General features: G+C 35.9%; 15 protein-coding genes and 1 other RNA gene. 12 read left to right on the top strand and 4 right to left on the bottom strand.

Features of this window, described 5'->3' with window-relative positions:
- Positions 1–29 precede the first annotated feature (29 nt).
- On the bottom strand, positions 30–665 hold the full coding sequence (locus KF896_16635) for a M23 family metallopeptidase (protein ID MBX3045341.1): 636 nt from the start codon (positions 663–665) through the stop codon (positions 30–32).
- A gap of 272 nt (positions 666–937) precedes the next feature.
- On the opposite strand from KF896_16635, the gene dnaK reads away from it, so the two are divergent.
- Positions 938–2,851, top strand: a complete 1,914-nt coding sequence (gene dnaK / locus KF896_16630; protein ID MBX3045340.1) for a molecular chaperone DnaK — start codon at positions 938–940, stop codon at positions 2,849–2,851.
- A 180-nt stretch (positions 2,852–3,031) separates the two neighbouring features.
- Here dnaK and KF896_16625 read toward each other — a convergent pair whose 3' ends face one another.
- Both KF896_16625 and KF896_16620 read right to left on the bottom strand, forming a co-directional pair.
- A complete protein-coding gene (locus KF896_16625; protein MBX3045339.1) occupies positions 3,032–4,519 on the bottom strand; it encodes an FAD-binding oxidoreductase in 1,488 nt (495 codons plus the stop codon).
- Between the two features lie 21 nt (positions 4,520–4,540).
- Positions 4,541–5,281 carry a hypothetical protein gene (locus tag KF896_16620; protein MBX3045338.1) on the bottom strand — a complete coding sequence of 247 codons (741 nt, stop codon included), beginning with the start codon at positions 5,279–5,281 and terminating at the stop codon, positions 4,541–4,543.
- Positions 5,282–5,410: 129 nt separating this feature from the next.
- On the opposite strand from KF896_16620, the gene KF896_16615 reads away from it, so the two are divergent.
- The 11 genes from KF896_16615 to KF896_16565 all read left to right on the top strand — a co-directional run bounded on the left by KF896_16615 (position 5,411) and on the right by KF896_16565 (position 15,162).
- The gene (locus KF896_16615; protein MBX3045337.1) at positions 5,411–6,217 is read left to right on the top strand and encodes a Nif3-like dinuclear metal center hexameric protein; all 807 of its coding nucleotides are present in this window, start codon (positions 5,411–5,413) and stop codon (positions 6,215–6,217) included.
- A gap of 30 nt (positions 6,218–6,247) precedes the next feature.
- Complete coding sequence (locus KF896_16610; GenBank protein ID MBX3045336.1) at positions 6,248–6,973, top strand: hypothetical protein; 726 nt, start codon at positions 6,248–6,250, stop codon at positions 6,971–6,973.
- A gap of 51 nt (positions 6,974–7,024) precedes the next feature.
- Positions 7,025–7,461: RNase P RNA component class A (gene rnpB, locus KF896_16605), an RNA gene on the top strand.
- A gap of 186 nt (positions 7,462–7,647) precedes the next feature.
- On the top strand, positions 7,648–7,953 hold the full coding sequence (locus KF896_16600) for an Hpt domain-containing protein (GenBank protein ID MBX3045335.1): 306 nt from the start codon (positions 7,648–7,650) through the stop codon (positions 7,951–7,953).
- Positions 7,954–7,969: 16 nt separating this feature from the next.
- Complete coding sequence (locus KF896_16595; protein ID MBX3045334.1) at positions 7,970–8,464, top strand: hypothetical protein; 495 nt, start codon at positions 7,970–7,972, stop codon at positions 8,462–8,464.
- A gap of 123 nt (positions 8,465–8,587) precedes the next feature.
- A complete protein-coding gene (locus tag KF896_16590; protein ID MBX3045333.1) occupies positions 8,588–9,619 on the top strand; it encodes a helix-turn-helix transcriptional regulator in 1,032 nt (343 codons plus the stop codon).
- Between the two features lie 125 nt (positions 9,620–9,744).
- Positions 9,745–10,845, top strand: a complete 1,101-nt coding sequence (locus tag KF896_16585; GenBank protein MBX3045332.1) for a hypothetical protein — start codon at positions 9,745–9,747, stop codon at positions 10,843–10,845.
- 3 nt (positions 10,846–10,848) lie between these two features.
- Positions 10,849–12,282, top strand: coding sequence for a hypothetical protein (locus tag KF896_16580; protein ID MBX3045331.1), 1,434 nt, complete (start codon positions 10,849–10,851; stop codon positions 12,280–12,282).
- A 215-nt stretch (positions 12,283–12,497) separates the two neighbouring features.
- A complete protein-coding gene (locus KF896_16575; GenBank protein MBX3045330.1) occupies positions 12,498–13,127 on the top strand; it encodes an MBL fold metallo-hydrolase in 630 nt (209 codons plus the stop codon).
- Between the two features lie 55 nt (positions 13,128–13,182).
- Complete coding sequence (locus tag KF896_16570; GenBank protein ID MBX3045329.1) at positions 13,183–13,656, top strand: hypothetical protein; 474 nt, start codon at positions 13,183–13,185, stop codon at positions 13,654–13,656.
- A 45-nt stretch (positions 13,657–13,701) separates the two neighbouring features.
- Positions 13,702–15,162, top strand: a complete 1,461-nt coding sequence (locus KF896_16565; protein MBX3045328.1) for a glycosyltransferase family 2 protein — start codon at positions 13,702–13,704, stop codon at positions 15,160–15,162.
- 100 nt (positions 15,163–15,262) lie between these two features.
- Here KF896_16565 and KF896_16560 read toward each other — a convergent pair whose 3' ends face one another.
- Positions 15,263–15,820, bottom strand: coding sequence for an RNA polymerase sigma factor (locus KF896_16560; GenBank protein ID MBX3045327.1), 558 nt, complete (start codon positions 15,818–15,820; stop codon positions 15,263–15,265).
- Positions 15,821–15,847 lie beyond the last annotated feature (27 nt).

Genomic DNA, 15,847 nt, shown 5'->3' with positions numbered 1-15,847 from the left:
ATTTACTTTTAAAAAAAAATTCAAGTCATTTACTTTGTTACATTTTCTTTCATAAACTTATGCGGGTCATAAAACCTTAAGCTTAGATCTTCTTTAGTCATTGTTAGCCAGCTTGCACATCCATAATCATCAAATTTTTTACGGATTTCAAGATGCAGATGGTCATAATTACCGCCGTGTTTCTTTCCTTCAGCCTTTGTGAGCACTCTTGCAATTTTTGTTTCATGACTTACTTTGTCGCCGTTTCTGACTTTAACATCTGTAATGTGTTTATATACGCTGTAAATTGTTTCGCCATCTTTTGTTTTATGCTTTACAACAACGGTTTGATGCGGGTCTCCGAGGTGTACAGATACTACAACGCCTTCTGCCATAGCATAAACATCAACCGGCTCTTTATGTTTTTTGGGCATTAAATCAAGTCCTGTATGATAATGACCTTTACGGAAAGAGTTCCTTGCAGACCCGAAAGTACTGATAACAGAAATAGATTTTAAATCTTTTCTATCCGCTGTTTTAAATGGTAAGTACCAGGCGCTAACTTTTTCAGTAATAGTAAAATCATGATGAAAAGTTTTCCAACGCTCCTTATCCACAAAGATGTAATCTTCAGCATAACAAACAGATACATTAAAAAGTATATAAAAAAACAGCAATTTTTTCATTTTAATTAAAACCTTTTTGTATTGAAAATCAACATAATGACAAAACGTAACAAATGCAAATTTGTAAACATATGGTGGTTATTATTTATTTTAAGAAATTGGGCTTTCCATATTTTTTGGCACGCAATTCGTAATGTATATAATTATAATTTATTTTGCAAAGCGTTGCGACAAAATGTCAAAATGAGTAGGTATTTAATGACACAATGTCGCAATATGACAAAATGACAATAAATATAATAATTTTTTAAATAATAAAGGAGTTTTCTGAAATGGGTAAAATTATTGGAATTGACTTAGGAACTACAAATTCATGTGTCGCTGTTATGGAGGGTTCGAGCCCTATCGTTATTGCTAACAGCGAAGGTGGTCGCACAACCCCATCTATGATTGGTTTTACAAAAAATGGTGAAAGACTTGTAGGTCAGGCTGCAAAGCGTCAGGCAGTTACAAATCCTCACAATACTGTTTATTCAATCAAAAGATTTATGGGCAGACGCCTGAATGAAGCTACTGAAGAGGCTAAAATGGTACCTTTCAAAGTAGTTGCAAGCGATGACGGAAATACTATTCGTGTCGATATTGACGGTAAGAAATATTCTGCACCTGAAATATCAGCTATGGTTCTTCAGAAAATGAAGCAAACAGCTGAAGATTATCTTGGTCAGAAAATTACAGAAGCTGTAATTACAGTTCCTGCCTACTTTAATGATGCACAGCGTCAAGCAACAAAAGATGCCGGCGAAATTGCCGGTTTGACTGTTAAGCGTATCATAAATGAGCCAACTGCTGCTGCACTTGCTTATGGTTTGGACAAGAAAGGCAAAAATATGACAGTTGCCGTTTATGACCTTGGTGGTGGTACATTTGATATTTCTATTCTCGAAATCGGCGACGGTGTATTTGAAGTAAAATCAACAAATGGTGATACACATCTTGGTGGTGATAACTTCGATCAGAAATTGATTGACTTTCTTGCCGACGAATTTAAACGTCAGGAAGGTATTGACTTAAGAAAAGATCCAATGGCTCTCCAGAGACTACGTGAAGCAGCAGAAAAAGCAAAAATTGAGCTTTCACAGATGCTTCAGACAGATGTCAGCTTACCATTTATCACTGCAACACAAGATGGTCCAAAACACTTTAATGTGAACATCACAAGAGCAAAATTTGAAAATCTCTGTGCTGATTTATTCGAGAATTCTCTAAAACCTTGTGAATTGGCAATGAAAGATGCAAAGCTAACTCCAAGCCAAATTGATGAAGTAATTTTGGTTGGCGGTTCAACACGCATTCCCAAAATTCAGGAATTAGTGAAGAGCTTTTTCGGTAAAGAACCTTCTCGTGGAGTTAATGCTGATGAAGTTGTTGCTGTCGGAGCTGCAATACAAGGCGGCGTACTTGCCGGTGACGTACAGGACATCCTTCTTCTTGATGTAACCCCGCTTAGCTTAGGTATTGAGACTCTCGGTGGTGTTATGACACCAATGATTCAGGCAAATACAACCATACCAACGCGTAAGAGCGAAATATTCTCTACAGCAACTGATAATCAGACAAGTGTAGAAGTACACATTCTGCAGGGAGAAAGACCAATGGCGCGCGATAACCGCTCACTCGGAAGATTCCATTTAGATGGTATTCCACCTGCTCCACGTGGCATTCCACAAGTTGAAGTTGTTTTTGATATTGATGCTAATGGTATATTGGGAGTAACAGCTAAAGACAAGGCAAGTGGCAAAGAGCAAAATATTCGCATTGAAGCATCAAGCGGTATTTCAAAAGAGGAAATTGAAAAAATGAAGAATGATGCTCAGAAACATTCAGATGAAGATAAAAAACGTCGTGAAGAAATTGATATGCGCAATCAGGCTGATGCTTTAGTTTATTCAACTGAAAAACAATTGAATGAATTAGGCGATAAACTTACTGAAGAAGATAAGAAAAATATCACAGCTGCCAAAGACAAACTTGCAGCAGCAGTCAAAGAAGATGGTGGAGATATCCGAAGTGCTATGGATGAGCTGAATAAAATCTGGAGCGACGCTTCGACACGTATGTATCAGAATGCAGATGCAGCAGCAGGTGCTCAGCCCGGTGCAGAGCAAACAGCCGGAGCGGAAGCCGCTAAGGAAGATACAGTTGAAGAAGCTGAATATACTGTAGTTGATGACGATAAGAAGTAATTGTGAAAAATTAAGTCGTTTAATTTTTAGTTAGAACGATTGAACCTATTTCTCAACAAAGTTGATTCATTCTATGCGGGGTGGAAGTTTTTCTACAAACTTCCACTCCGCTCAGAGTGAATGATAAAATTATTTCAGTATAGCCAGTCATATTCAATCAGGAATTAATTTATTGTGAATTTACAAAGTCTGTAAATCAAACATAGTACCGATATTTAGAAGCAATTTGTCATCAAAAACTTTTTTAACTTCAATCATTTCATCAATAGCATTTTGTCCGAGCATCTTGATAAGATAGGGCTTCTTAAGTTTGCCGATTCCGTGTTCAGCCGAAACAGTACCACCAAAACTCAAAGCTAAATCTATACTTTCATCATAAAGCTTTCTTGCAAAAGCATATTCTTCGTCATTTCGGCAGAAAATATTTGCATGTAAGTGGCAGTTTCCAATATGTCCGAATACAACATATTCTAAATCAATATCAGCAAATTGGTCAAGATAATGATTGTAAAGAATTGGAAAATCACCATCAGGAACAGCCGAGTCTAATCCAACTTTTTTCTGGCTGTTATTTGCCAAATTCTCATAGACCTGAAGTGGAAGTTCATGTCGAAATTCCTTTAGCTTCAGGTGGTCTTTATCGCTTACAGCAAACCATGTCTCATCAGCAAGTGTTGTAAATTTGGATATGAATTCATACCATTTAGTCATCAGCACTTCTTCATAATCAAGGTAATATTCCTGCTCAAACCAAATAGCACCAATTGATTCAGAAGGAATTTCAGGATATTTTGGCGAGAGTAAATCAAGGGACTTTCTATCAAAATATTCGATTAGTCTTGCACAAAGATTATCATTCTTTTTGATTGAAATTGCAAAATTAAGCCTACTCAAACTTCTCAATTCAGTAACAAAATCAAGCAAACGGTAATTATCATCAAAGAATACAATGCCACCGATAATATTTTCAGGTCTCGGCAAGACTTCGAGTTCAATCTCCTCGAAAACGCAAAGTGTGCCCTCAGAACCAATAAAAAGGTCTATTGCATCAATATTGCTTCCCGTAAAGTAACCAGAGGCATTTTTAACATCAGGCATTGTGTAAGTCGGTAGATTAACTGAATAAATACTACCATTTTTTGTGGGGATACTTAGTTTGTAATTCTCTGCAAAAATCTCGCCTCTTTTTAATTTAATTCTATCGCCATTGGGCAGAACGACTTTTAAACCGGTAATCCACCTGCGTATGGGTCCATATTTAAACGTTCTGGCTCCTGAAGCATTATTTGCAGTATTACCGCCAATTGAAGCATTAATCTCTGTGGGATTAGGAGGTAAAAATAAATTATGTTCAGCAAGAAATTTATCAAGTTCATCAAGGGTTACTGAACTTCCGACTTGAACCCTGTTATTATCCAATAAATTTATATTCTTGAATTTCTCCATTGAAATTACTGCGCCGCCATTTGGAACTCTTGCGCCAGTTATTCCTGTGCCTGCACCTGAAATTGTTATTTTTATTTCTTCATTATAACAATACAATAATGCATTGTTTAGCTCATCAGAATTTTCGGGTATAAAAAGTAATTCAGCACTACCTTTCAAGTTTGAAGAGTCATAAGTATATGGATATATGGTATCCGGATCTGTTTTAAATTTCAATGTCATTTATAAAGTTAAAAATAAATATTAATAAACACTTCCTATTGTCAACGATAGAAAAACTCCACCGAGATTTGTCATCGGCAAACCAATTATACTTTCGATACCATCTCCTCCATAAGGAATGTAATGGTACTTAATATTAACACCTAAAATTGAGTTATTAATATTGCCGAAATATGCTCCGATACCCACAGAGCCGCCAAACCGCATAGAAAATTCACTGTATCCGAATGATTTGAACCAACCGATAATTTCGCCGTTTGGTTCACGGTCATAAGTATATGGATTAGACAAAATGAAAGTAGGTCCAATCCCAAGCGACAAAAATGGCTGTAGTGACTCAGATAGAGCATTTTTGAATATAAACTGCTGAAGACCAAATGTCATGGGAAATTTGTAGACGCGGTTGATTTTATTTATAACTTGCCATCTGCCGTTAATGAATTGCTCAAATTCATCAGTATTACGCGCTCCCGAAAGAAGTAAATTTGAGAAAATTATCATATTGCCGTCAAGTACTTGTCGCTGCCAAAAAAAACCAAAGCCAAATCCGCTATCTGATAGAATTACATCTAATCCGTAAGAAGATGCTTTGATATTGGTTTTATCACCTTTAGAAATCAAAGGTCTGGGTGACTCGAATACAAATACGCTATCAGGATTGAATTCAGGCTCTTTTTCACCCCCCGGTGTTTGTGAAAAAAGCTGATTGAATCCTGAAATAAAAAAAATTGCAAAAAAGATAAAATGTGCTGTTTTTTTCATTTTTTTAAAATTTATTAGTTATATTTCACCAATATAACGTTTTATTATTCATAAGAATTGTATGACATCAGAAACTTTCGTAATTTTACATATTGGATAAGTACAATTTTGAAAAAAGTTTTTTAAAAAATGCTGTTAAGTGAAATCATAGAAACACTTGAAAGAGAATTTCCCGGAGATACAATTCTTGATGGAGACCGTACAGGTCTGCAGTTGGGACGTTCTTTGCCTCAAGTGAGCAAAATTTTGACAGCTTATGAGCTTACCGATGAAGTTGCAGATGAAGCAAAAAATGCAGGTGTTGAATTAATAATTTCTTTTCATCCTCTTATTTATTTTCCCTTAAGAAGTATTCAGGATGAAGAAAGAGTTGGAAAAATTCTGAGAAAGTTAATTTTAAGTGATATAGCACTTTATGTTATTCATACAAATTTTGATACACACAGGCTTGGAACAAACAACATAATTGCAGATAAATTAAATCTTTCTGACAGAAGGATGCTCGCTAAATCTGATCAAGGTAAAAATAATGCAATCGGTATTGTTGGAAATCTGCCTGAAAGCTTGACAACTGATGAATTGGCAAAATTATTAAGTGAAATTTTCTCAGCATCTTTGAAATTTACAAATGGCAAAAGTGATATTATAAATAGTGTAGCAATTGTTGGCGGAAGCGGTTCATCTTTTTTGGATAATGCTTTGAACTCAGGAGCTGATGCATACATAACTGCAGATTTGACTTATCATTTATTTCATGCAGTAAAAGGAAAAATGGCGTTATTTGATATAGGTCATTACGAAATGGAGCAGTTTAACTCGGCTAAGATGTTCGAAATTATATCAAATCTCTTTGAAAAAATGAATTTAAAAATTACACTTTCAAGTATTAATACTAATCCTGTAAATTATTTTTACATACAAAATAGAAATAACTGATTTTAAATATTTAATAAATGGTGATTATTGATGGACTCTCAAATCCAATGTATAGCGATATTAGCAAACATAGACCTGCGTCTCGATGAAATGCTTGAAGATTATGGTGATTTACCTGACCAGATAAACAAAATCGAGATGAAAGTCAACGAGAAAAAGCTTCTTGTTGAGGAAACAGAGGGTATTCTTGCTGAAATCAAAAAATTTGTAAGCTCAGCAAAAGCAACGCTTGTTGACCTTAAAGATAAAGAGGAAAGACTTACCGAACAGCAGTTTAAGGTAAGAAATAATAAGGAATTTGATGCTATAACCAACGAAGTAGCTCATCTGAAATCCGAGCATGAAAAATTGAGCGACAGACTTCGCACTGAAGGTGTTAAGCAGGAAAACCTCATGAATATTCTCGAAGGACAGACAAAAGAATATGATGAAGCAAAGAAAGAATTAGAGGACAAATACGAAGAAGCCCAGCTACTTTCCGGCGACCAGAACGAAGAGTTAACTTATTTGCAGAATAAACGTCTTGATATAGTAAAGATAATTCAGAGCAAATTTATAAAGGATTATGAAAGGATTCGCACGATGCACCGTGATGCTGCTGTTATTATCAAAAAGAACAGTTGTACAGGTTGTTTTAGTGCAATACCTGCTCAAATTATAGTTGAAGTACGTAATAATCCTAACCACACTTACTATTGTGAAAACTGCGGAAGATTATTACTGCCAGATGATATTGTAGTAGGCGAAATATTTTAGTTCTTTGAAAATTTAATTCTCCGCTAAATATGATTTATAATTGCGAATTTTAGGGGAAAGCAGGCAATCGGGGGAGAATGACTTTTTACGAGTCATTCTTTTCAGGAAAGTCCGAACTCCACAGGAACAACGCGCTTCGTAACCCGAAGGCAGTAACGACAGTTTAATTACCATCGAAGCTGACGGAAAGTGCAACAGAAAGTAAACCGCCTATCCGGGCATTTATGCCGCAGGAGGTAAGGGTGAAAGGGCAGGGTAAGAGCCTACCGGTGTCAGGGTGATCTGGCAGCCCGGCAAACCCCGCGTGGAGCAAAGCCAAATAGGAGTTGCGAAATTCTTCGGAATTTACCCTTTGTTCCAAGGGTTGATTTACTTCGTGCAACTTGGGTAGGCTGCATGAGGCAGATGGTGACATCTGTCCCAGATAAATGATTGCCTCGGGTGATTTTCATTCAAGACAGAATTCGGCTTATCGCTTTCTTCTAATATTCGATTTTGTATGGATTATACAAAATTTTTCATTTATCTAATTTTATATAAAATTCCTCTAACACCAAGCTAAAAAATTAATAAAGGGAAAAAAGTAACATTAATTTTTATATATTTACAAAATAATTTGGTTTTAATGTTTTTTTTGCTTTAATTTGAATATTAAAAAATTTAGGATTTGAATTGTGAATTTACCTGAAGATCCTTTTATAAGAGAATTAATTCCGGAGTTTGTAGAAACCTGGATAAATGACTTAAATGATTATTACACATACGAAGCTAATAATCAGACAGACGAGTTATACAGAATGGCACATACAATCAAAGGGTCATGCTATCAGTTTGGATTCAATGATCTTGGCGACATGGGTATTGAGCTGATGGGATATGCCAAAGCAAATGACTGGACACGTTCCAAACCCTTGTATGAGAAAATTAAAAGTAGATTTAATGAAATTAACGACTATTTAAATAGTAACAATGTAACATAAATATACAGGTGCTGATATGAAAAAAAGTTCCACCCTTATTGCAATTATTTTGGTTTCATTTGCATTTGTTTACACATCTAGTGCACAAAACCGAATTGCAGTTCTCCCATTCCAAAATATGGACGGGAAATTTGATTATAATGAATGGTGCTTCACACTTCAGGATAGTCTTACCAATGCACTCATTGGCGCTGACCCTGAAGAATTGAGCTACCGTATAGTTCCGGCTGATTCAGTTGAGGCGGCTTTGGCTGACCTTAATCTTGACCCTGCTAATCCACAATACTTTACCGATATGTGGAAAGCAATTGGAAAACTGAATGTGAAAAAAGTTGTTTGCGGCTCTTTCATCATTGAAGGAGGAAGTATATTAATTAAAGCCGCTGTTTATGATGTCAAATTGAAATTACCCCATCCTAAATATCAGGCTACTAACATTTTTAGGGATTTAGATAAAGCATTTGATGCAATTGATGAAATTCTAAATGTTGTCAGACCTGGTATGATGTAATTTTAACTTGAATATTTTTCAAATGAGGCTGTCTCTTGGTTTTTAATCTGAGTCAGTCTCTTTTGATTTGTAATTGGATTACAATATTGAGTATATATCTTTTAAATCACTTAAATTATTACAATGTCAAAGCACAAATACAAATTACAAGAGCCGGCGATTATAGCCACAACATCTACAAATGGTACAAATTACAGTGAGTTAGTCAAGCAAGAGATTGATGCTTTTCATGTAGCTCAAGGGCAGCTTGTTACTAAATACCAAAATATTATAGAAAAATTATATGAATTTGCTCCGGTGATTGTTATCATTCATGACTGTTTGAGCATTTCAGCTCCTTATATTTATGTAAATAAGTTTGCAGAAATTGAGCTTGGCTATAAACCAAACATATTAATAAACGGCGGGAATGAATTTTTTGACTCAATAATTCATAATGAAGATATTGATGAGGCAAGTATTAAACAATCAGAATTTATTTACAATCTTCAAGAAGAGAAGCCTGACAAAGGAGATAAACTATATTTAGAGCATAGTTTCAGACTGAAGCACTACAAGGGTTATTATCTATGGTTTAACCGCAGAACTTCACTTCTCTCACGCAAAACGGATAATTCTCCACATCTGCTTCTTTCAATATTAAACAACATCAACGATAGTGTCAAACTTCAACAGGAAAAACAAAAAAGAATGGCACTTGAGATATCTATGCTCAAGCAAAAGGTTAAGATGCAGAACGAAAAACTTCAGACTCAGCTTTTAGTATCTATTGAATTTACTAAGTTCGTTGAGGGCATCAGTAAATTTATAACAAATATTTCAAAAAATGAAGGTCAAAAAGAAAAAGAACTATCAAGAAATATTCTTAATTACTTATCCAAAAATAAACCCGACACAAATGTTTGGGAAGAGTTTACCCAAAGATTTCATGAAATCAATCCAAATTTCGTCACTTTTCTATCATCAAATTTCCCGAATCTCACACCTACAGAAATAAAAGTTTGCTCTTTGACAAAAACCGGATTAAATTCCAAAGATATAGCCACTATTTTGAGAGTTTCAGTGCGAAGCATTGAAAATCATAAATATAATATCAGAAAAAAATTTGGTCTGGATTCCTATCAAAATCTCTATAATTACCTCAATGTTTTATAAATTGTTTACTTTTTAAGCAATTTTTGAAAAAATAACCAAAAAAAATTGATTATTAGTATTATTATAATGTAACATTATTCATTGCTATTCGTTATCTAAGTAAACGATAAACTAAGGAGGACGCAATGAAAAGGTTATTTTTAATATTGGCAACATCCGCTGCACTAATGATAGGTTGCAGTTCGACCGGCGGTTCCGGTGGATATTTTGGTTATAACAATAGTCCTGATTATCCCGAAACACGTTCATCTAATCAGGGACAAGAAGCAGTCGCAACAGGCGGCACTAATTCAGGTTGGGTAAATCCAATGTCGCAGAATGATGCTGCAGCTATGAGAAGATTGGATTATGTTCATGCTGATTATTCATATCATTATAATCCACATGTGTTTGTACCGGTAATGGTTCCCTGGTGGCATCGCTATCATGGATGGGTATCTTACCCGTTTCCGGGCAGTCATTTCTCTTTATATTATTCAAATTTCTGGGGTTATAACTGGTATTCGCCATGGTACACATATCATCCGTATTACGGAGGTTACTGGGGTGGTCATTTTGTAGGTGGTTACCATAACTGGTACAACCAGCCTGTTTACTCACGTAGCAGCAGAGCTATTGACAACAGCACATACAGAAGTTTTGGTGCAAATCGCGGCAGCTATTCACACAATCAGGGTCGAAATGCGACTACAAGTACTTCCTCAAACAGATACAGGACAGGTTCGGCGGCAACTTCAAGCGGAAGAGTAGAATCTTCATCAGTGAGAAGCAACACAGTCGGAACTTCAGGCAATACATTTAGAGAAGTATCCTCATCGGGAAGCTCTTCAAGAGCAACTTCTACAAATGCAACTACCAGTTCAAGAGTTGAAAATAAGACATTCAAACCTTACAATACCGGAACTACAAGTTCAAGAACAGTAAGCACTCCTTCAAATCAGGGACGCACAGCCGGCTCGACTAATATTTACAGATCAGGTTCAGAGTCTTCATCAAATAGCGGCACATTTCGTGGCAGTAGCAGCAATAGTAGCGGAAGTACACGTTCATCGTCAACTTCCACAGCTCCTTCATCAGGCTCTTCACGAAGCAGCGGGTCTTCATCAGGTACTGTTCAGCAAGGTTCATCTTCAAGCGGCTCATCAAGTAGTGGCAGAACATCAAGCGGAAGCTCTTCTTCCGGGCGCGGTTCGAGTTCAGGTTCAAGCAGTGGAAGAACGAGGTAGTTTATGACAAAGATAATCATATATATATTTTTATTTATAATAATATCTGTTACTCAGGTCAGGGCTCAGTTCATTGAAGATGCTTTAAGATACACTATGCCAAACGGAATCATAACTCCAAGAGCGGCGGCTATGAATGTATCTTTTCACGGAATTTCCGATGACATCAGTGCTTTGTACTATAATCCAGCAGGATTGAGCCTTATCGGCAAATCTGAATTGTCTTTTGGATTAGGCTTTACGAATACTAATAATGAAACCGATTTTGTTTCATCAAAGAATATTCTCAGTTCAAACAATGAATATATTACTCATGCTGGTATAGCTATTCCGGTTTCATTTGACGATACCAAAGCAGCTATTGCAATTGGATATTTTTTGGAGGATGATTTTAACAGCATATTTTCATTTTCCGGATTCAATCCCAGAGCTACATTGATAGGCAGTGAAACGTCATTCGGACCAAGAAATACTAACGATAACTGGGCATATTTACTATATCTTGCTGATGCCACGGATAACGGGTTTGTTACACCATTCGGTGATAGTTTGCAGCAAACATCAATGATATCCGAAACGGGCGGTCTTCAGAACGTAAGTGGTGGCGTATCATTTGATGTAAGCGAATATGTTGCATTTGGTTTCGGCATTACCGGCAAATGGGGCAATTATGCTTACAGAAAGGAATATTCTGAATTTGACAATAACAGTATTCACTCGGGAACATCTATCGAAGGACGTGTTTTCAACAGGCTTGATGCCGTTCAGAATCTAAATCAGAATGTTTCGGGTATAAATGCTACACTTGGCATTCAGGCAAGATTAAGCAATTTTATGAGATTTGGTGTTGCTGTTAAAACCCCTACATGGTATCAGGTGGATGAAAATTTTGATGCAAGATTTGATGCTTCATATAAATCAGGACATCAGCCGGAGTTTTATCAATATAGCGGTAAAAATTCTTATAATCTCAGAACGCCGTTTGTTTATAGTGCCGGCTTGTCCATTCATGGCGAGGGACTTACATTTGCTGCCGGAGTATCTTATTCTGATGCGACCCAGTTGAAATTTAGCGATGCCGTACCGGAATTGATGGCTCTGAATAATAGAATAATTCTTGAGCTTGTTGGTCAGACTACATGGGGATTCGGACTTGAATACGATATTCCTATGATGCCGGTTGTCGCTCGTGCAAGCTACGAAAGAACAACATCGCCTTATCATATGGATATTGCAAATGCCAATATCACGAATCTTTCTCTTGGTGGTGGGGTTTATGTAGGCAAGAACATTCGTGTTGACGGTGTATTCAGATGGATTGATTTCTCTGAGCAAAGAGTAAATTTTCCTACTCAAGAAAATATAAGCAGTTATGGCAATTATATAGTTAACAGAATGCCACTTAATATTAGCTTTGGTGTAACTTACAGATATTAATTGCAGTTTTTAGTCATTTTTTAAACAGGGTTGAATCTTAATGGATTCAGCCCTTTTTACGTTAATTATGTTATAATTCTACAATTATTTGATAATTAAATCAAATATTGTTTTTTTTTATTAGTCAATAGTGATTTAATAAAATATTTCTTGTTTTTTTTAGATAAAAATAAGTTATTTTTGTGTTTGGTGTATTAGCAAATAAATAAATTTAAATGGAAATTATACAAATAGAAGCTGGACCGGTTGCAACAATAGGATATCTTGTCATAGACAAGAAATCCAGAAGCGCAGCAATAGTTGATGCACCATTAGAAAGTACGACATATTTCAATTCACTAATTGAAGAACGGCGACTGAAAATTGAAGCGATTTTTCTTACGCATACACATTGGGATCATATTGCTGATTGTGCTAAATTAGCCAGACTTACAAAAGCACCCGTTTACGTTCATGAGGATGATTTGCACAGACTGACTGAACCGATGAATCACACAATAATACCCTTACCGTTCAAGATAGAATCAGTAAATGAATATGTAATTACAAAAAATAAAGACAAAATTAATATTGGTAATTTAGTCTTTGAAGTGCTTCATACACCCGGACATACAGAGGGTGGAGTTTGTTATGTAGAACATAGTAAAGGTGTAATATTTGCAGGTGATACTCTTTTCAATGAAAGTATAGGCAGAGTTGATTTACCGGGAGGCTCAATGTCATTACTTCTGGAATCAATTAAATCTGAACTTTTGTCGCTACCGGACAATTACAACGTATATTCCGGTCACGGACCGGCTACTTCAATTGGCTGGGAAAGAAAACATAATCCCTTTCTTAACTGAAATATTTGCAATTAATAATAAAAATATGTATATCAGCAGATTATATATTGTTTTTTTGATATTGCTTATTACCATATATGCGAAAGGTTGCTATTCTTTTACAGGTGGTTCAGCTCAACCCCACCTAAAAACTATGCAAATTCAGAATGTAATTGATAATAGTGGATTTGGTAATCCGCAATACAGAGAATTACTTACAGATAATATTATAGATTTATTCCTTAATGACAATACATACGAAATAGTTGATTTGGCTGGAGATGCCAGATTATCTGTGACAATAAGTTCAATCAGAGAGACACCCGTGTCTGTAAGCCCGGGCGAACTCGAGACTGAAAGAAAAATAGAAATAGCTTGTGAAGTTGAATTTTTTGATAATATTAAAAAGGTCGTCATTACAAAACGAACAATATCAAGTTACGATATCTACGCCGTATCAGAAGCACAACAAGGTCGCGAGGATGCTATAAGAACAGCACTCAGCCAGCTTGCTGATGATGTTCTGCTTGCGGTGATTTCAGGTTGGTGATTTTTTAAATTAACGAATGTGTAAATTATTGGAGAAGGGCAAATAATGTTCCCTGTTGAAAATATTATAATGATTGTGTATTTTTTGTCTTTGTCGGTACTGTTTGGTTTTGGTATCCACGGTTTAGTATTACTATATTATTACCGCAAAACATTCAATCATCATCTTCCTTATGAAATTATGCCGGATGCTGTTCCGATGGTTACTGTTCAGCTTCCACTTTATAACGAAATGTTTGTAGTTGAAAGACTTATTAAATCTGTTTGCGAAATTGAATATCCTAAAGATAAACTAGAAATACAAGTGCTTGATGATTCAACTGATGACACAGTTAAAATGACTAAAGAAATTGTAAATGCTTATAAGTCTAATGGTGTTAATATAAAATATATTCACAGAGAAAATCGGATAGGGTATAAAGCCGGAGCTTTGAAATATGGCTTGGAATGTGCCGAAGGAGAATTTGTTGCAATATTTGATGCTGATTTCGTTCCAAAACCCGATTTCCTGATGAAAACAATACCTCACTTCAACAATCCTGAAATTGGGATGGTTCAGACAAGATGGGAACATTTAAATGAGGAATACTCATATTTGACAAAAGCACAGGCTCTTGCTCTCGACGGTCACTTTGTTCTCGAACAACAAGTTAGAAACAAAGCCGGATTCTTCATCAATTTCAATGGTACTGCCGGAATATGGCGTAAGTCAACTATATTTGATGCCGGAAACTGGCAGGCTGATACTCTCACTGAAGACTTAGACCTCAGTTATCGAGCTCAGCTCAGAGGATGGAAATTCCGCTACCTGAATGATGTTACATCACCGGCAGAGCTTCCTGCTGATATTAATGCACTCAAAACCCAGCAGTTCCGCTGGACGAAAGGTGCTGTAGAAACTGCCAAGAAAATTTTGCCAATGGTTTTGAAATCAAACCTGCCAATTAAGATGAAACTGGAATCATTCATACATCTGACAAGCAATATTGTTTTTCCATTTATCATTATAGTTGCTTTACTTAATGTTCCACTAGTTATTATTAAAAATACTGTTGGAGGTTTTGACCAGTTTTATTCGTTAATGTCCATATTTGTACTGGCATCAGTTTCAACATTCCTGTTCTATACCTACGCTCAGAAAGCAATTCATCTTGACTGGAGAAAGAGACTGCTTTTGTTCCCTGTTTTCCTTGCTGGTAGTATGGGGTTTGCTGTAAATAATACTAAAGCAGTAATTGAGGCATTAATTGGTAAAAAAAGCGGATTTGCACGTACGCCCAAAGACGGTATGATTGGAAAGCAAACTATAAATCGTAAAGTCAGTTACAAAATGAAGAGGATTTCTGCAGTAGTTGTTTTAGAGTTACTTTTGACATTATATTTCGTTGCAGGCATTATAATTTCAGCTTTTTACCTTGAAATAGCTGCTATGCCATTCCAATTACTCTTTTTGATGGGATTCGGAACAGTCGGCTATATGTCTCTGAGACATGCTTTAACCAGATAATTGATTTCAGTTAATAATAATTGCAAAGACACTTATCAAAAAGGTTCAATTTAGCTTTGCTAAATTGAACCTTTTTCAATTTGAGATGTATTTTTCAAAATTAATTTTCGTTTATTGACCTGTAGAGATCTTTCAATTTTTTTCTAAGATGTAAAACTGCATAGCGTTTACGAGCAAGTAAAGTGTTAATGTTAACACCTGTAACTTCTGACATTTCTCTAAATGAAATACCTTCAAATTCATTTTTAACAAACACCTCTCGTTGCTCAGGTGGAAGTTCAGCAAGACCTTCCTGAACTGATTCCCATATAGTTTTGCGAATCAAATCAGTTTCAGGGCTTGTAGTAAAATCACCGAGGAAATTCTCGAATGTATCAACGCCGTCTTCTGCCTGACCGGGTGTCTGCATATCAGAAAAAGTTTCAGCACGTTTTTTTCTGTAAGAATCAATAATTCTGTTTCTAACGGCTGTAAATACCCATGATGCAATGTTCTCAATAGGTTTCTGTACATTAGCAGATGCTGCAAGAACATTTGTAAAAACATCTTGCAAGATATCTTCTGCCTCTTCCTGACTGCGAACTCTCTGTCTTATGAACCCAAGAAACTTCTTGCGGTCAGTACGGAATAAGTTCTCAATCTGCAATGCTAAATCCATATCGCCACTCCTATTTGAAGATGTATA

The sequence above is a fragment of the Ignavibacteriota bacterium genome, assembly GCA_019637995.1.
Lineage (GTDB): Bacteria > Bacteroidota > Ignavibacteria > Kapaibacteriales > UBA2268 > JANJTB01.
Note: the sequence above shows the minus strand (reverse complement) of the source record. Positions and strands in the feature narration are given on the sequence as shown.